This window comes from Streptomyces sp. NPDC006339, from assembly GCF_040612775.1.
In the GTDB taxonomy this organism is placed as follows: Bacteria; Actinomycetota; Actinomycetes; order Streptomycetales; family Streptomycetaceae; genus Streptomyces.
Genome location: NZ_JBEXQW010000045.1, coordinates 24569 through 41206 on the forward strand (window position 1 = coordinate 24569; position 16638 = coordinate 41206).

Here is a 16638-nt window from a genome sequence, read left to right on the forward strand (position 1 = left end):
GCCTCCCTTTGAGCCCTTAAGAGTCAAGGTGACTATAAAAGGTGGCGCGGCTCGACCACAAGTACGAAAAAGGCCCGTGACCGCCGCACTGGCGGTCACGGGCCCTTCGGGGGTGGTGGCCCCCCGGGTGGCTACAGGCCGACTTCCTTCATCAGCATGCCGACCTCGGTGTTGCTCAGGCGGCGCAGCCAGCCCGACTTCTGGTCGCCCAGGGTGATCGGACCGAAGGCGGTGCGGACCAGCTTCTCCACCGGGAAGCCCGCCTCGGCGAGCATGCGGCGGACGATGTGCTTGCGGCCCTCGTGGAGCACGACCTCGACCAGGTAGTTCTTGCCGGTCTGCTCGACGACCCGGAAGTGGTCGGCGCGGACGTAGCCGTCCTCCAACTGGATGCCGTCCTTCAGCCGCTTGCCGACCTCGCGGGGCAGCGGGCCGGTGATGGCGGCCAGATAGGTCTTCTTCACGCCGTACTTGGGGTGGGTGAGACGGTGGGCCAGCTCGCCGTGGTTGGTGAGCAGGATGATGCCCTCGGTCTCGGTGTCGAGCCGGCCGACGTGGAAGAGCCGGGTCTCGCGGTTGGTGACGTAGTCACCGAGGCACTGGCGGCCGTCCGGGTCCTCCATGGTGGAGACGACGCCGGCCGGCTTGTTCAGCGCGAAGAACTGGTACGACTGGGTGGCGACGGTCAGGCCGTCCACCTTGATCTCGTCCTTCTCCGGGTCGACCCGGAGGCCCTGCTCCAGGACGATCTGGCCGTTGACCTCGACGCGGGCCTGCTCGACCAGCTCCTCGCAGGCACGGCGCGAGCCGTAGCCGGCGCGCGCGAGCACCTTCTGCAGGCGCTCGCCCTCCTGCTCGGCGCCCGGGAAGGTCTTCGGGGTCTTGATCTCGGGCTTGTTCGCGTACCGCTCGCGGTTGCGCTCCTCGGCGCGGGCGTCGTACTCCCGCGAACGCGCCGGGGCGGTACGGCCGCCTCCCCGCTTGGGCGACTGCTTGGGGCCGCCCTTGGCGCCGCCGCGGGCGGCGTCGCCGCGACCGCGCTTGGGGCCGTCGGAGGGGCGGCCGGCCAGGCCGTCGACGTCGTAGGACCGCTCCTCGGGACGGGGGCGGCGCGCCGGACGGCCGGCGCTCTGGCCCCGGTCGTCGCGGCTGTTGCCCGCACCCCTGTAGTTGCCGCGGCCGCCGCTCTTGGCACCACGGCTCCCGCCGTTGTTTCCGCTGTTCCTGCCGCTGCTGCTTCGCATCAAACTTCCGTCGTCTTCTCGTTCTCGTCTGCGTCCGGGTCGAACGACGGAACGCCTTCCAGGGAGTCCGGCTCGACCGCTTCCGCCTCGGGCAGGAAGGGGGCGAGCTCCGGGAGCTCGTCCAGGCCGCGCAGGCCCATCCGCTCCAGGAAGTAGTTCGTCGTCCTGTACAGGATCGCACCTGTTTCGGGTTCCGTGCCCGCCTCCTCCACCAGACCGCGCTGGAGGAGGGTCCGCATGACCCCGTCGCAGTTCACCCCGCGCACGGCGGAGACGCGGGACCGGCTGACCGGCTGGCGGTACGCGACGACCGCCAGGGTCTCCAGGGCCGCCTGGGTGAGCCTGGCCTGCTGGCCGTCCAGGACGAACGCCTCGACGGCGGGTGCGTACGCGGCGCGGGTGTAGAACCGCCAGCCGCCGGCGACCCGGCGGAGCTCGAAGCCGCGGCCCTGGACGGTGTACTCGTCGGCGAGCTCGCGCAGGGCGTCGGCGACCTCGCGCGGGGTGCGGTCGAGCACCTTGGCGAGGTGGGCCTCGGTCGCGGGCTCGTCGACGACCATGAGGACGGCTTCGAGGGCGGGCTTGAGATCGCTCATCGGGCGTCCTCTCCGGGGGTTTCCTGATCGAACTCGTCGGTGACGGCGGTGGCGGCCGCGTCCGTGTCGCCGCCCGTCCAGGAGACGGTGAGGTCGCCGAGGGCGGTCTCCTGGTCGAGGGCGACGGCCTTCTCGCGGTAGAGCTCCAGGAGGGCGAGGAAGCGGGCGACGACGGTGAGGGTGTCGTCGGCGCCCGCCACGAGCTCCCGGAAGCTCAGGGTGCCGCGCTCGCGCAGCAGGGCGACGACGATCCCCGCCTGCTCGCGCACGCTGACGAGCGGGGCGTGGATGTGGTCGACGTACACCTGCGGCTCGGCCTTGGGCCGCATGGCCTTGACGGCGAGCTTGGCGAAGCCCTCGGCGCCGATGGAGATGACCACCTCGGGCAGCAGCTCGGCGTGGTGCGGTTCCAGGCCGACGGTGCGCGGGTGGCGGCGCCCCTCGGCCTCCCACCGCTCGGCGAAGATCTCGGCGATCCGCTTGTACGCGCGGTACTGCAGGAGCCGCGCGAACAGCAGGTCCCGCGCCTCCAGCAGGGCCAGGTCGGCCTCGTCCTCCACCTCGGCGGCCGGCAGCAGCCGGGCGGCCTTCAGGTCGAGCAGCGTCGCCGCGACCACCAGGAACTCGGTCGTCTGGTCGAGGTCCCAGTCGGGCCCCATGGCACGGATGTGGGCCATGAACTCGTCGGTGACCTTGGAGAGGGCGACCTCGGTGACGTCCATCTTGTGCTTGGCGATCAACTGCAGCAGCAGGTCGAACGGCCCCTCGAAGTTCGCCAGCCGCACGGTGAACCGCCCGTCGGCCCCCACGGGGGGTGCGGGCGCGGGCGCGGCGGGCCCCGTCGGACCGCCGGGGTCGGCCAGCGGCGCGCCACCGGACCCGACTGCCTCCAGCGTGGCGCCCGGGACGGCGTCCTGCTGGGCCCTGTCCGACACGGCGTCCGGCATGGCGTCCGGTACGCCGTCCTGCCGGGCCGTGTCCGACACAGCGTCCTGCCGGGCCCTGTCCGACACAGCGTCCTGCCCGGCCCCGCCCGGCACAGCGTCCGGCTCTGCTCCCTGCTGCGCCCCGTCCAGGAAGGGGCCCGGCTCTGCGTGCGGCGCCTCGCCCGCCTCGTACAGGCCCTCCAAGCCCTCCGAGCCGCCTGGACCGGCGTCCGGCCCCGCATCGGCCTCCGTGGCCGCCCTGGCGGCCTCCAGACGCTTCTGCGGCGCTTCAGGCCGCTCAGGGCCCTCGGAGCCGCCCAGGCCGTCCCCACGCCCCGCGCCGACCGCCGAGTCCGCCGAGGCCCCTGCGGCCGCCGACGCAGACCGCACGGGCGCATCCGGCTCCGGCCGCTCCCCCGCCGTCGGTGACGCCGGTGACGGCGACGCGCCGGGGCCCCGGCCCAGGGCGCGGCGGCGGGGAGGGCGGGACGTTTCGGCAGGGGGTGGGGGCATGGGGGTGGTCCTGGTGGAGCGGGGGTGGCGGGAGCCCGCAGGCTACCGTCAGCGGCCGCGCAGGCGGCGCACGAGGATGCTCGCGTCGCCGCGGGACTCCAGGTCCGCCAGGACCACGGCGACCGCCTCGCGGACGATCCGGCCGCGGTCGACGGCGAGGCCGTGCTCGCCGCGCAGCACCAGGCGGGCGTGCTCCAGGTCCATCAGCTCCTCGGCGGAGACGTAGACCGTGATCTTCTCGTCGTGGCGCTCGCGCCCGCTGGGGCGCCGGTTGGTGGTGCGGCCGCCCCGCCGCCGGGCGGCGGCCGGGGCCGCGCCCTTCGCGGCGTCCGGCTCCGGCGTCCGGGCGCGCGGCTCCGCCGCCTCCGCGTCCGCCGCGGCGTGCTCGTTCGGGCCCGAGCCCTCCGCTCCCGCCCCCGCGGCCGAGTCGCTCTCGCCCGCGGGTGCCGGAACGGTCCGGCGCGGCGAGGACGCCTGGAGCGCCGTCCCACCGGTCGTACGGAACAGTTCGTCGGCGCCGGGGAGACTCACTCGGCGTGACACCGGGCGAGCACCTCCCTGGCGAGCTGACGGTAGGCGGCGGCGCCCACGGAGTTCGAGGCGTACGTGGTGATGGGCTCACCGGCGACCGTGGTCTCCGGGAAGCGCACGGTCCGGCCGATCACCGTGTGGTACACGTGGTCGTCGAACGCCTCGACGACGCGCGCGAGGACCTCGCGCGAGTGCACCGTCCGCGAGTCGTACATCGTGGCGAGGATGCCGTCGAGCTCCAGCTCGGGGTTGAGCCGCTCCTGGACCTTCTCGATGGTCTCCGTCAGCAGGGCCACTCCGCGCAGCGCGAAGAATTCGCATTCCAGCGGCACGATGACCTTGTGAGCGGCCGTCAGGGCGTTCACGGTCAGCAGGCCGAGCGAGGGCTGACAGTCGATCACGATGTAGTCGTAGTCGTTCATCAGCGGCTTCAGGGCGCGCTGGAGCGTGGACTCGCGCGCGACCTCGCTGACCAACTGCACCTCGGCGGCCGAGAGGTCGATGTTGCTCGGCAGCAGGTCCATGTTGGGCACGGCGGTCTTGAGCAGCACCTCGTCCGCCGACATGCCCCGCTCCATGAGCAGGTTGTAGACGGTGAGGTCGAGCTCCATCGGGTTCACGCCGAGACCGACCGACAGGGCACCCTGCGGGTCGAAGTCGACGAGCAGCACCCGTCGTCCGTACTCCGCGAGCGCGGCGCCCAGGTTGATGGTCGACGTGGTCTTGCCGACGCCGCCCTTCTGGTTGCACATCGCGATGATCTTCGCGGGACCGTGGTCGGTCAGCGGGCCCGGGATCGGGAAGTACGGCAGGGGCCGTCCGGTGGGGCCGATCCGCTCGCGACGCTGCCGGGCGGCGTCGGGCGCGAGGGTGGCCGCGTACTCCGGATCGGGCTCGTACTCGGCGTCGGGGTCGTAGAAGTGCCCCTCGGGCACCTCGTCATAGGCGGCGAAGTGGGTGGACTCTCGGCCCATCTCGTTGCCGGCCGTGGCGTTCACGTGTAGGCCGTCCGTCATCTTCATCGTATGGGCTGGCGTCATGGGCTGGTGCGTCGCGAAGGTCCGCACCGCGACGGAGCCGATCGGGGCCCCTGGCTCCGCACCCCCGGGAGTAAATGTCGACTCATTCACAAGTCGTCTTACCTCCTTGGATGTGACCAGGAACATTTATCGATAGGTCAGCGTGGCACCATGCCGACGGTTGGCGACTCTATGGCGTGTCACCGCTCCGCAGCAACACAATCCGCCGGACCCGGCCCGATGTGTCGGCGGCCGAACACCCCGCTGTCAAGGGTGCGCACGCAGAGAACCGCACGTTTCGGGGCTGCGCGAAACGGTTAAAGAGTTACGTTCGAGGCGAGTTGACCAGGCGTCGGAACGTGGCCGGACACACATCGGGCCGGACCTTGCGTGACAAGGTCCGGCCCGGTGCATGAGGTTGACGGTACGGGTTGACCGACCGTTTCTGCGGCCGCGCCGCAAGCCTCGAGGGGTCAGCCGATGAGGCTGCTCAGCTCGACGTGGTCGTAGCCGTGCGCCTCGGCGACCTCCTTGTAGACGACCTTGCCGTCGTGGGTGTTGAGACCCTTGGCGAGCGCGGCGTCGCGGCGCAGCGCCTCGGCCCAGCCGTTGTTCGCCAGCGACACGATGTAGGGCAGCGTGGCGTTGGTGAGGGCGTAGGTGGAGGTGTTCGGGACCGCGCCCGGCATGTTGGCGACGCAGTAGAAGACCGAGTTGTGGACCTGGAAGGTCGGCTCGGCGTGGGTGGTCGCGTGGGAGTCCTCGAAGCAGCCGCCCTGGTCGATGGCAATGTCGACAAGGACACTTCCGGGCTTCATCTTGGCGACGAGCTCGTTGGTGACCAGCTTCGGGGCCTTGGCGCCCGGGATGAGGACGGCGCCGATGACGAGGTCGGCCTCGATGACGGCCTTCTCCAGCTCGTAGGCGTTGGAGACGATCGTCTTCACCTTGGTGCCGAAGATCTTGTCGGCCTCGCGGAGCTTGTTGATGTCGCGGTCGAGCAGGGTCACGTGGAAGCCCATGCCGACGGCGATCTGGGTGGCGTTCCAGCCGGAGACGCCGCCGCCGATGACGACGCACTCGCCGGCGTGGGTGCCGGGGACGCCGCCGGGGAGCACGCCGCGGCCGCCGACCGAGCGCATCAGGTGGTAGGCGCCGACCTGCGGGGCCAGGCGGCCCGCGACCTCGGACATCGGGGCGAGCAGCGGGAGCGCGCGGTTCGCGGTCTCGACCGTCTCGTACGCGATGGCGGTGGTGCCGGACTCCAGGAGGGCGTCCGTGCACTCCTTGGAGGCGGCGAGGTGCAGGTAGGTGAAGAGCGTCTGGTCCTTGCGGAGGCGGTGGTACTCCTCCGCGATGGGCTCCTTGACCTTGAGCAGCAGGTCGGCGGTCTCCCAGACCTCGTCGGCGGTGGGGAGGATCCGGGCACCGGCGGCGACGTACTCCTCGTCGGTGATCGAGGATCCGACACCGGCGTTCTGCTCGATGAAGACCTGGTGGCCGTTGCGGACGAGCTCGTGGACACCGGCGGGGGTGATGGCCACGCGGAACTCGTTGTTCTTGACCTCGCGGGGGATGCCGACCTTCATCGTCGATCACGGTCCTTGAATCAGGGGGATAAACGGGGGGTGCTGCGGAGTGGCAGGGCCAGGAGTCCTGACAAAGCCATACATACCCGGAAGCACTGCGGCGCACCGGGACAGACCGCGATCCAACGCGGCGCACCCAGTCTAATGAAGGAGTTCCCCCTGTCTAGCCTTTCAAAGTATTAATCTTCGGCGAACCCACTGCGGATTTCGTAGGCGGAGGGGTCGCTTCCAAGGAGTCTTTCCGCAGCGGACCGGTGCAGCCGGGCCGCCGCCGGGTCGCCGAGCCGGTCCAGGGTGTCGGCCAGCCGCAGTTGCAGCGCCGCCTGGAGCCGTACGTCCCCGGCCCTGCGGGCCCAGTCCACCGCCTCCTCGCAGGTGCGCAGGCACTCCTCGGGCCGTCCCGCGTACTCCTGGACCCGGGCCGCCTCGCTCAACGCGCGGGCGTAGCCCGGGAGATCGGCGAGCCGCCGGTAGCCCGAGGCCGCGGCCCGCCAGTTCCGCAGCGCCTCCCCGTAGCGGCCCGCGTAGGTGTGCACCGCGCCGAGGCGGCCGTAGAGCCGGGCCTGGTCGGCGCGCTCGTCACGGGCCAGCCGCTGGGCCAGGGCGCGCCCATACCAGTCGCCGGCCCGCTGCCAGTCCCCGAGCTCCTGATAGGCCCCACCTACGGATTCCATTGCGCGACCCGTCGCGTACGGATCATTTGCTTGCCTTCCGGCGTCCAAAGCCGACCGATATCGCAGCAATGCGTCCTTGGTGCGACCGGTCCTCGCATCGAGGTCGGCGAGGTTCAGCAGGGCGGCGGCCCGCTCGCGGTGCAGCCCGCGCCGCTCGGCGACGTCCAGGACCAGCCGGTGCAGCCCGTACAGATCGGGAGCGGCGGCCTCGGCGCCGCGGTGCGCGGCCAGCGCCCGCACCAGGGCCGCGATCAGCCGGCGGGCCAGGGTGTCCAGCTCCCCGTCGGCGACCGCGAGCCGGGCGGAGGCGAGCAGCACGGGCCGGCGGCTGTCCAGCCAGGCCCCGGCGGTGGCGGCGTCGGGGAAGCGCAGCGCGCGGGGCAGCCCTGCGAGCCGGCGACGGGACGGCGAGCCCTCGGGCTCGGTGACCGCGCGGCCTGACTGCAGGAGCCGTACGGTCCGCTCCAGCATCCGGGCCCGGGCGAGCTGCACCTCGGCCGGCCGGTCGCGCTCCTCCAGCTCGGCCCGGAGCAGCGGCACCAGGTGCCCCGGCACCTCGTACTGCCCGTCGCCGCCGGGGATCTCCCGGACCAGGCCCAGCGCCGTGAAGTCGGCGAGGGTGGTCGCCGCGGCCGAGACCGAGCAGCCGGCCAGGGCGGAGGCGGTGTGGGCGTCGGCCCGGCCCAGGGGGGCCAGGGCGAGGTGGCGCAGTATCCGGGCGGCGGGCTGCGGCAGGGACTCGTGGACCAGGGTGAAGGCGCGGGAGACCGGGTCGCCGGACAGGGCGCGCAGCCGCTTGGTGAGATCGGCCACCGACGCCTTGGGGCGGGCGGCCAGCCAGGCGCCGGCCAGGACGAGGGCGCCGGGCAGCCCGCCGCACTCCTCGGCCAGGCTCTCGGCGGCCTGCGGATCGACGGTGACGCGGACAGAGCCGGTGAAGCCGGTGAGCAGGTCGATCGCGGACTTGGGGTCGAGGCCGCCGACGGTGCAGGGCCGCACGTCCGGGATGCCGGTGAGCGGGCCGCGGGCCACGCCGACGACCAGGGCCTCCGGGTTGTCGGGCAGCAGCGGGTCGACCTGCTCGGCGTCGACGGCGTCGTCGAGGAGCAGCAGCGCCCGGCGGTCGGCGAAGGCCGCGCGGACCAGGGCGGTGAGCTCGTCCTCCGCCGCGCCGGGCGGCTCGGCGACGCCGAGCGCGGCGAGGAGGTCCTGGGCGGCGCGGGCGGTGGGGACCGGGCCGCCGCCGGGTTCGGTGAGCCGGGTCCGGAACACCCCGCCGGGATAGCGGTCGGCGAGGGAGGCGATCAGTTCCTCGGCGAGCGCGGTCCGCCCGGAGCCGGGCTTGCCCGCGATCAGCAGGACCCGGGCGCGGGGTGCCTTGCGGCCGGTCAGGGTGTCGAGCCCGGTGCGTTCGATGTCCGCCCGCAGCGCCTTCAGCTCGCGCTGGCGCCCGTAGAACTGTGAGGCGCCGACTGCTGCCACCGCCTGATCCGTCACGGGCCACGCTCCCGTCCACCTGCGCACGACGATCCCGCGGGGGGCTCCGCACGGGCGATTCCGAGCGTAGTTCAGCGGGCACCGCGGACCCGGCGGAGCGCGGCGGACGAATCCCCCGATCGGATCAGTGGATTGTCGGACCGGCCACCCACCGCCGGGTCCGGCCACGGCCCGAGCCCCCGAAGTTACCGGGCTACGCCTCGAAGGGCCGCGCCGGCCAGGGAGCGTCGGCCGGGCGCAGTGCGTCCAGACCGTCGCCGGCGCGGGCCGCGACCAGCGACAGCACACCGACGACCAGGCAGTTGTTGTGCAGCTCGCCGGCGAGCACGCCGCGGACGAGCTCGTCGAGCGGGACCCGGGCGTCCTCCATGTCGGCCTCCTCCTCGGAGACCTCGAAGCGGTCGCCCTCCGCCGCGGACAGATCGCGGGCGAGGAAGATCCGTACGGCCTCGTCGCAGCCGCCCGGCGTCGTGTACACGTCCGTGAGGACGCGCCAGTCCTCGGCCTTGACGTGCGCCTCCTCGTACAGCTCGCGCTGCGCCGCGTGCAGCGGGTTCTCGCCGGGCACGTCCAGCAGACCGGCCGGGATCTCCCACAGCTTCTGCCGCACCGGGTGCCGGTACTGCTTGATCAGCAGGACCCGGTCCTGCTCGTCGAGGGCGACGACCGCGACCGAGCCGGGGTGGACCTGATAGTCGCGGCGGACGACCGAGCCGTCCGGCATCACCACGTCGTCCGTGCGGACACTCGTCTTGTTGCCCGTGAAGGGGGTGGTGGTGGCGACGACGCGCCACTCCTCCGGGGTGTCCTGCACCTGCATCAGCTTTCCTCCCACATACACGGAACCGGGGTACCGGCCCCGAACGGGACCCGTACCCCGGCAACGTTAACAAGGAGCGCTACTTCGCCAGCTTGCGCTCGACGGCCGCCTTCACCAGGCCCGCGAAGAGCGGGTGCGGGCGGGTCGGGCGGGACTTGAGCTCCGGGTGCGCCTGGGTGGCGACCAGGTAGGGGTGGACCTCACGCGGGTACTCGACGAACTCGACGAGCTTGTTGTCCGGGGAGGTGCCCGAGAAGACCAGACCGGCCTTCTTCTCCAGCTCCGCGCGGTAGGCGTTGTTCACCTCGTAGCGGTGGCGGTGGCGCTCCTCCACGTACGGCTCGTCGCCGTAGACCTCGCGGACGACCGAGCCCTCGGCGAGCTTCGCCGGGTAGAGGCCGAGGCGCATCGTTCCGCCCAGGTCGCCGGCGCCCTCCACGTACGCGAGCTGCTCCTCCATCGTCGAGACGACGGGGTGCGCGGTGGCCGGGTCGAACTCGGTGGAGTTGGCCTCGGGGATGTCGGCCAGGTTGCGGGCGGCCTCGATCACGATGCACTGCAGGCCGAGGCAGATGCCGAGCAGCGGCACCTTGTTCTCGCGGGCGTAGCGGATGGCGCCGACCTTGCCGGACACACCGCGGTCGCCGAAGCCGCCGGGGATGAGGACGGCGTCGCAGTCGCCGAGCTGCTTCTCGGCGCCGGCCGGGGTCTTGCAGTCGTCGGAGGTGACCCACTTGACCTTGACCCGCGCCTTGTTCGCGAAGCCGCCGGCCCGCATGGCCTCGGTGACCGACAGGTAGGCGTCGGGCAGGTCGATGTACTTGCCGACGAGCGCGACCGTGACCTCGTGCTCCGGGTTGTGGACGCGGTCCAGGAGGTCCTCCCAGACGGTCCAGTCCACGTCGCGGAAGGGCAGGTCGAGCTTGCGGACGACATAGGCGTCCAGGCCCTCGGTGTGCAGCACCTTCGGGATGTCGTAGATCGACTTGGCGTCGATGGCGGCGACGACGGCGGCCTCGTCCACGTCGCACATCAGCGAGATCTTGCGCTTGATGGCGGTGGGGACGTCACGGTCGGCGCGCAGCACGATGGCGTCCGGCTGGATGCCGATGTTGCGCAGGGCGGCGACCGAGTGCTGGGTCGGCTTGGTCTTCAGCTCGCCGGAGGGGCCGATGTAGGGCAGCAGCGAGATGTGGACGACGAAGACGTTGTCGCGGCCGACCTCGTGGCGGACCTGGCGGACGGTCTCCAGGAACGGCAGCGACTCGATGTCGCCGACCGTGCCGCCGACCTCGGTGATGACGACGTCGACGTCGTCGGTGGCCATGCGGCGGATGCGGGACTTGATCTCGTTGGTGATGTGCGGGATGACCTGGACGGTGTCGCCCAGGTACTCGCCGCGCCGCTCCTTGGCGATCACCTGCGAGTAGACCTGGCCGGTGGTGACGTTGGCCGAGCCGTCGAGGTCGACGTCGAGGAAGCGCTCGTAGTGGCCGATGTCCAGGTCGGTCTCGGCGCCGTCGTTGGTGACGAACACCTCACCGTGCTGGAAGGGGTTCATCGTGCCCGGGTCGACGTTCAGGTACGGGTCGAGCTTCTGCATCGTGACCCGCAGGCCCCGGGCCTTGAGGAGCGCACCCAGGCTGGAGGCGGTCAGGCCCTTGCCGAGGGAGGAGGCGACACCCCCGGTGACGAAGATGTGCTTGGTCGTCGTGGTGTTGGGCGGCATCGCCAAGAGGGGGCTCCCGTGGTCGCGTTCTGGAGGTGCGTTCCGGCAGCCCCTCGGGAAGAATCGGGGGGTGCCGTCGCTGCGGTTTCGGGGTCTTCGGCTGTCGCCGTTTCCCACCGGTCCACGGGGTACCAGGGTATCAGCGACATCGGGAGACCGCTTCCGGCCACACGGGGCAAGCGGGTGCACACGCACCGCGACACGCCGGGTCGGGAACGGCTCCCACCGGGACCACGACCGGGGCGTCGGCCGGCACCGAAGCCGGTGCCGGCGGCACCGACTGGGCTGTGCACGGCTCAGGTCAAGACCCTTTCACCCGATCGGGTCAGGGCCGTTACAAGATCGGCGCCACCGGTCACTAGGGTGCGTCGTATCCTGCTCGGACACGCGCTGCCGAGCCGGACCGGCACGGCACCACCCCCGCCCGTCAACCGGACCAAGAGCTCGTCAACGATCCCTTGACCCGCTGACCTGTAGGAAACGCCCCGCGGGGCGGACGTGGCCGTTCGATCTGGAGTGAAGCACGTGGCCGGGCGCATCGAGGATTACGCACTCATCGGAGACATGCAGACCGCTGCCCTGGTCTGCCGGGACGGCAGTGTCGACTGGCTCTGCCTGCCCCGCTTCGATTCGCACGCCGTCTTCGCCGGACTGCTCGGCACCGAGGAGCACGGCTTCTGGAGAGTCGGACCGGCCGGACCCGAGGGCGCCCCGGCGCCCCAGGCCGACCGGCGCCGCTACCGGGGCGACTCGCTCGTCCTGGAATCCGAGTGGGACACCCCGCGCGGCACGGTCCGGGTGACCGACTTCATGCCGCCGCGCGACGGCGCGCCCCAGTTGATCCGCATCGTGGAAGGGGTCAGCGGCCGGGTGCCGATGCGCTCCGCGCTGCGGATGCGCTTCAGCTACGGGCGGATCGTGCCCTGGGTGCACAAGGTCGGCGACCGCACGGTCGCCGTCGCCGGCCCCGACTCGGTGTGGCTGGACACGGACGTCGAGACCCACGGCGAGCACCTGACGACCTACTCCGAGTTCACCGTCTCCCCCGGCGACCGGATCACCTTCACACTGTCCTGGCAGCCCTCGCACAAGGAGCCGCCGCCGCTGCCGGACCCGGAGGGCTCGCTGGAGGCGACCACGGATTTCTGGCGCGACTGGGTCGAGCACTGCACGTACCACGGCCCCTACCGCGAGGCGGTGGTCCGCTCCCTGATCACCCTGAAGGCGCTCACCTACGCGCCGACCGGCGGGATCGTGGCCGCGCCCACGACCTCGCTGCCGGAGGAGATCGGCGGCGTACGCAACTGGGACTACCGCTACACCTGGCTGCGGGACGCGGCGATCACCCTGTCCTCGATGCTGCGCACCGGCTACCGCGAGGAGGCCCGCGCCTGGCGGGACTGGCTGCTGCGGGCGGTCGCGGGCGACCCGGAGAACCTGCAGATCATGTACGGCATCGCCGGCGAGCGCGAGCTCGGCGAGGCGGAGCTCGACTGGCTGCCGGGCTACGAGAACTCCGGCCCGGTCCGGGTCGGCAACGGCGCCGCCAACCAGCTCCAGCTCGACGTGTACGGCGAGGTCACCGAGGCCCTGCACCTGGCGCACATGACGGGCCTGTCCCGCAACGACTACGCCTCGCTGCTCCAGATCAAGCTGATCAATTACCTGGAGACCCACTGGGACCAGCCCGACGAGGGCATCTGGGAGGTGCGCGGCCCGCGCCGGCACTTCGTGCACTCCAAGGTGATGGCCTGGGTGGCGGTGGACCGCACGATCAAGCTGATCGAGTCCGGGGACGCCGACGGCCCGCTGGAGCGCTGGAAGGACCTGCGCGACCAGATCCACCGGGACGTCTGCGAGAAGGGCTACGACCCGGAGCGCAACACCTTCACCCAGTCCTACGGCTCCCAGGAGCTGGACGCCTCGCTGCTGCTGATCCCGCAGATGGGCTTCCTGCCGCCGGACGACAAGCGGGTGATCGGCACGATCGAGGCGATCCAGCGGGAGCTGTCCACCGAGGACGGCTTCGTGCTGCGCTACCCGACCGCCGGCGAGGAGGCGGGCGTGGACGGCCTGGAGGGCGACGAGGGCGCGTTCCTGGCCTGCTCGTTCTGGCTGGCCGACGACCTGGCGATGATCGGCCGGGTCGACGAGGCCCGCCGCCTCTTCGAGAAGCTGCTCGCGCTCCGCAACGACCTGGGGCTGCTCGCGGAGGAGTGGGACCCGAGGCTCCAGCGGCAGGTGGGCAACTTCCCGCAGGCTTTCAGCCACGTCCCGCTGATCGACACGGCGCTGCGGCTGACCGCCTCGGGCGCGTACGGCGGCTGACGCCCCGGGCGGCGGGCGCGCCGGTGACGGCGGTGGTTCCGACGGCGGGCACGGGGGGCCGGATCTACGATGAAAGGGTCCGTTCCCCCCTGGCGTACGAAAGGGGGGTGCTCCCATGGCCTCCCCCACCACCACCGTTCCGGACCGTGCCCTGGCAGGACTGCGCGAGGATCTGGCGGGCGAGGTGTTCGTGCCCGGCGATCCCGGGTACGAGGAGGCGCGGACGATCCACAACGGCATGATCGACCGCCGTCCCGCGGTGATCGCCCAGTGCGCGACCCCTGAGGACGTCTCCAACGCGGTCCTGTTCGGCCGTGAGGCGGGGCTGCCGATCGCGGTGCGCGGCGGCGGCCACAGCGTCGCCGGCACCTGTGTGATCGACGGCGGCCTCGTCGTGGACCTGCGCCGGATGCACGCCGTCGTCGCCGACCCCGAGCACATGACCGTACGGGTCGAGGGCGGGGCGACGATGGGGCACCTGGACCGCGCCTGTCAGCCCTTCCACGTGGCGACCACCGGCGGACGGGTCTCCACCACGGGTGTGGGCGGCTTCGTGCTCGGCGGCGGGTCGGGCTGGCTGGAGCGGAAGTTCGGGCTGGCCAGCGACAATCTGCTGGCGGCCGACCTGATCACGGCGGAGGGGAAGCACGTCCGCACCGACGCGGAGGAGCGTCCGGAGCTGTTCTGGGCGCTGCACGGCGGCGGCGGCAACTTCGGGGTGGCGACCTCGCTGACGCTGCGGCTGCACGAGCTGCCGCGCATGAGCATGGCGATGCTGTTCTTCCCGCCCGACGACGCGCCCGCGATCGTGCGCGCCTTCCGGGACATCGCGGCCGACGCGCCGGACGACGTGGGCGGCGGCGCGCTCTACATGCCGGCGCCGCCGGAGCCGTTCGTCCCCGAGGAACTGGTCGGCAGGCTGGTCTGCGGGACGCTGTTCACGTACGCCGGGCCGGTCGCGGAGCTGCGCGAGCTGGCCGCGCCGCTGTTCGCGCGCGGGCCCGTGATCGAGATCGTCACGGACATCGCGTACGCGGATCTGCAGTGCATGCTCGACGACCCGCCGGGGCTGCGGAACTACTGGTCGGCCGAGTATCTGACGGCCTTCCCCGACGAGGCCGTGGAGCTGTTCTGCGAGCGCGGCGCGCTGATCCCGCGGGGGACGGCCATCCAGCAGGTGGCGTTCATGATGGGCGGGGCGGTGGCGGCCGGGCCGAGCGGCTATCCGCAGCCGTGGCGGACCGCGCCCTGGGTCGTGCACCCGTTCGCGACCTGGGAGGACCCGGCGGACGACGAGCGGGCGCGGCGGTGGGTCCGGGACGCGCGGGCCGATGTGCGGCCGTGGGCCCTCGACGCCACGTATCTGAACTTCGTGGGCGCCGAGGGCCGGGAGCGGGTGGTGGCCTCCTTCGGCGAGGAGAACTACCGGCGGCTGGGCGCGGTCAAGGCCGCGTACGACCCGGACAACGTCTTCCGCTTCAACCACAACATCGAGCCGGCCGCCTGACGGGCGGTCACCGGAGGGCGTCGATCACCTCCCGCGCGGCCCGCTCGCCCTCGGTGGCGCCGCCCTCCATGAAGCCCTGGAAGTCGTAGCTGCAGTGCTCGCCGCCGATGTGGACGTTGCCCTGGGCGGTGCCCTCGTAGCCGGCGTAGCGGTGGAGGTAGCCGACCGGCCAGCAGGAGTAGGCGCCCAGCGTGTACGGGTTCTTGTGCCAGGCGGAGAGCTGGGCGCGGCCCGTGTACGCCTTGGAGGTGCCGGGGAAGAAGGCGTCGATGCCCTTCAGGTGGCGGGTGACCAGGTCCCGTACGTACGGGTCGGACTCGGTGGAGAAGGGCCCGGCCGGGTTGAGGGCCCGGGCGAGGCTGCCGCCGTGGTACTGGATGAGGATGCCGCCGGTGCCGCCCTGGATCTTGGTGGTGTCCCAGGTCTGCTGGACCTCGCTGTCGGTGAAGCAGTCGCCGGCGGAGACGCCGGGCCAGGCGCCGGTGCCGCGCCAGGGGCGGGTGGCGAACTGCATGTTGAGCTTGGTGCAGTGGCCCATCCGCGCGTCGCGCAGCAGGTTCGTCATGAGCGGGTCGAAGCCGGCCCGGCTGACGTCGAGCTGCTTGAGGATCGGCAGCGGGACGCACAGGATCGTGTGGTCGGCGGTGACGGTCCGGGTGGCGCCGGCCTCGGTGAAGGTGAGCGTCTGGGTGCCGTCGGCGTTGGCCCGTACGGCGTCGAGCGACCAGCCCATGCGCAGGGTGCCGGGCTTGAGCGCGCCGGCGATGGCGTTCGGGAGCCGGTCGTTGCCGCCGACGACGTGGTAGCGCTCGTTGGACAGGCCCCAGACGTTGAAGTTGCCCGGATTGGTCTGATAGCCCATCAGCAGGACCAGGGCGAGCGAGGACTGCTCGGTGGTGTCGGCGCCGTACTCGACGTTGTAGGCGACGTCGATGAAGCGGCCGAGCGGGGAGGAGTGGCCGCCGGGGACGCGGCTCTCGATCCACTCGTATATCGACATGTTGTCGAGGGCGGTGCCGGTGGGGGTGGTCTGGTTCCACTTCACCTCGCCCGCCTCGATCAGGTCGCGGTGGAGCGACTGGTAGACGGCGTTGAAGTCCTCGTCGGCCTGGTGGCGGGGGTAGTAGGCGCCGCCGAACCAGAGGACTTCCTCGGCGCCGTTGGGCCCGCCGCCGAGGAAGTCCTCGACGGCGAGGTCGAAGCGGCGGCAGAGCTCCAGGATCTTCTTGTGGCTGGTGTCGATCAGCTCGCCGCCGATCTCGGAGGTCTGCCCGTAGGCCCAGTGGGAGCGCTGGGTCCACATCCGGCCGCCGACCCGGGAGGGGTTGGCCTCGTAGAGGACGGGGCTGAGGCCGGCGTCCTGGAGGGTGAGGGCCGCGGTGAGGCCGGCGATCCCGGCGCCGACGACGGCGACGCGGGCGGTGCCCCTCGCCTTCGGGTCCGGGGCGGCCGCCGCTGCGGGGACGGCCGCACCGGCGGAGACCGCGGCACCGGCGGAGACGGCGACGCCGGCGGCGGCCGCGTACTTGAGGAGGGACCGGCGCCCGACGTCGTCGGCGCGCATCTCGCGCAGCTCCCCCACGGGGAGGTTCAGCCGTCGGGCGTCGGCGTGCTCGGCGGCCAACTGCTTGAGGAGGTGCATCGGGTTGGTGCGTGCCATGGAGG

Annotated in this window: 12 protein-coding genes; 2 read left to right on the forward strand and 10 right to left on the reverse strand. The window is 72.0% G+C overall.

Annotated elements, in window-relative coordinates; all coding sequences use genetic code 11:
• Positions 1–131: 131 nt before the first annotated feature.
• The 9 genes from ABZ135_RS29915 to ABZ135_RS29955 all read right to left on the reverse strand — a co-directional run bounded on the left by ABZ135_RS29915 (position 132) and on the right by ABZ135_RS29955 (position 11138).
• Positions 132–1244 (reverse strand): pseudouridine synthase, encoded by a 1113-nt coding sequence (locus ABZ135_RS29915; RefSeq protein WP_356699981.1) that lies wholly within the window; start codon positions 1242–1244, stop codon positions 132–134.
• Positions 1244–1840 carry an SMC-Scp complex subunit ScpB gene (gene scpB / locus ABZ135_RS29920; protein ID WP_356699983.1) on the reverse strand — a complete coding sequence of 199 codons (597 nt, stop codon included), beginning with the start codon at positions 1838–1840 and terminating at the stop codon, positions 1244–1246. The genes ABZ135_RS29915 and scpB overlap by 1 nt, the downstream gene beginning before the upstream one ends.
• Positions 1837–3279, reverse strand: a complete 1443-nt coding sequence (locus tag ABZ135_RS29925; protein WP_356699985.1) for a ScpA family protein — start codon at positions 3277–3279, stop codon at positions 1837–1839. The genes scpB and ABZ135_RS29925 overlap by 4 nt, the downstream gene beginning before the upstream one ends.
• A gap of 48 nt (positions 3280–3327) precedes the next feature.
• A complete protein-coding gene (locus tag ABZ135_RS29930) occupies positions 3328–3822 on the reverse strand; it encodes a hypothetical protein (RefSeq protein ID WP_356699987.1) in 495 nt (164 codons plus the stop codon).
• The gene (locus tag ABZ135_RS29935) at positions 3807–4832 is read right to left on the reverse strand and encodes a ParA family protein (protein WP_345492490.1); all 1026 of its coding nucleotides are present in this window, start codon (positions 4830–4832) and stop codon (positions 3807–3809) included. The genes ABZ135_RS29930 and ABZ135_RS29935 overlap by 16 nt, the downstream gene beginning before the upstream one ends.
• Positions 4833–5302: 470 nt before the next feature.
• Positions 5303–6418 (reverse strand): alanine dehydrogenase, encoded by a 1116-nt coding sequence (gene ald / locus ABZ135_RS29940; protein WP_356699989.1) that lies wholly within the window; start codon positions 6416–6418, stop codon positions 5303–5305.
• Positions 6419–6597: 179 nt separating this feature from the next.
• Positions 6598–8574, reverse strand: a complete 1977-nt coding sequence (locus ABZ135_RS29945; protein WP_356699991.1) for a tetratricopeptide repeat protein — start codon at positions 8572–8574, stop codon at positions 6598–6600.
• Between the two features lie 208 nt (positions 8575–8782).
• Entirely contained in the window at positions 8783–9409 is a 627-nt protein-coding gene (locus tag ABZ135_RS29950) for an NUDIX hydrolase (protein WP_356699993.1), read from the reverse strand.
• A 79-nt stretch (positions 9410–9488) separates the two neighbouring features.
• Positions 9489–11138, reverse strand: a complete 1650-nt coding sequence (locus ABZ135_RS29955) for a CTP synthase (protein ID WP_356700022.1) — start codon at positions 11136–11138, stop codon at positions 9489–9491.
• A gap of 525 nt (positions 11139–11663) precedes the next feature.
• Here ABZ135_RS29955 and ABZ135_RS29960 point away from each other — a divergent pair.
• On the forward strand, positions 11664–13466 hold the full coding sequence (locus ABZ135_RS29960; RefSeq protein WP_356699995.1) for a glycoside hydrolase family 15 protein: 1803 nt from the start codon (positions 11664–11666) through the stop codon (positions 13464–13466).
• A 115-nt stretch (positions 13467–13581) separates the two neighbouring features.
• A complete protein-coding gene (locus ABZ135_RS29965; RefSeq protein ID WP_356699996.1) occupies positions 13582–14973 on the forward strand; it encodes an FAD-binding oxidoreductase in 1392 nt (463 codons plus the stop codon).
• Positions 14974–14980: 7 nt separating this feature from the next.
• Here ABZ135_RS29965 and ABZ135_RS29970 read toward each other — a convergent pair whose 3' ends face one another.
• A complete protein-coding gene (locus tag ABZ135_RS29970; RefSeq protein WP_356699998.1) occupies positions 14981–16633 on the reverse strand; it encodes an NAD(P)/FAD-dependent oxidoreductase in 1653 nt (550 codons plus the stop codon).
• Between the last annotated feature and the right edge of the window lie 5 nt (positions 16634–16638).

Coding starts and splice junctions, on each gene's coding strand:
- ABZ135_RS29915 (WP_356699981.1), bottom strand. CDS start 1,244: ATGCGAAGCAGCAGCGGCAGGAACAGCGGAAACAACGGCGGGAGCCGT.
- scpB (WP_356699983.1), bottom strand. CDS start 1,840: ATGAGCGATCTCAAGCCCGCCCTCGAAGCCGTCCTCATGGTCGTCGAC.
- ABZ135_RS29925 (WP_356699985.1), bottom strand. CDS start 3,279: ATGCCCCCACCCCCTGCCGAAACGTCCCGCCCTCCCCGCCGCCGCGCC.
- ABZ135_RS29935 (WP_345492490.1), bottom strand. CDS start 4,832: ATGAAGATGACGGACGGCCTACACGTGAACGCCACGGCCGGCAACGAG.
- ald (WP_356699989.1), bottom strand. CDS start 6,418: ATGAAGGTCGGCATCCCCCGCGAGGTCAAGAACAACGAGTTCCGCGTG.
- ABZ135_RS29950 (WP_356699993.1), bottom strand. CDS start 9,409: ATGCAGGTGCAGGACACCCCGGAGGAGTGGCGCGTCGTCGCCACCACC.
- ABZ135_RS29955 (WP_356700022.1), bottom strand. CDS start 11,138: ATGCCGCCCAACACCACGACGACCAAGCACATCTTCGTCACCGGGGGT.
- ABZ135_RS29965 (WP_356699996.1), top strand. CDS start 13,582: ATGGCCTCCCCCACCACCACCGTTCCGGACCGTGCCCTGGCAGGACTG.
- ABZ135_RS29970 (WP_356699998.1), bottom strand. CDS start 16,633: ATGGCACGCACCAACCCGATGCACCTCCTCAAGCAGTTGGCCGCCGAG.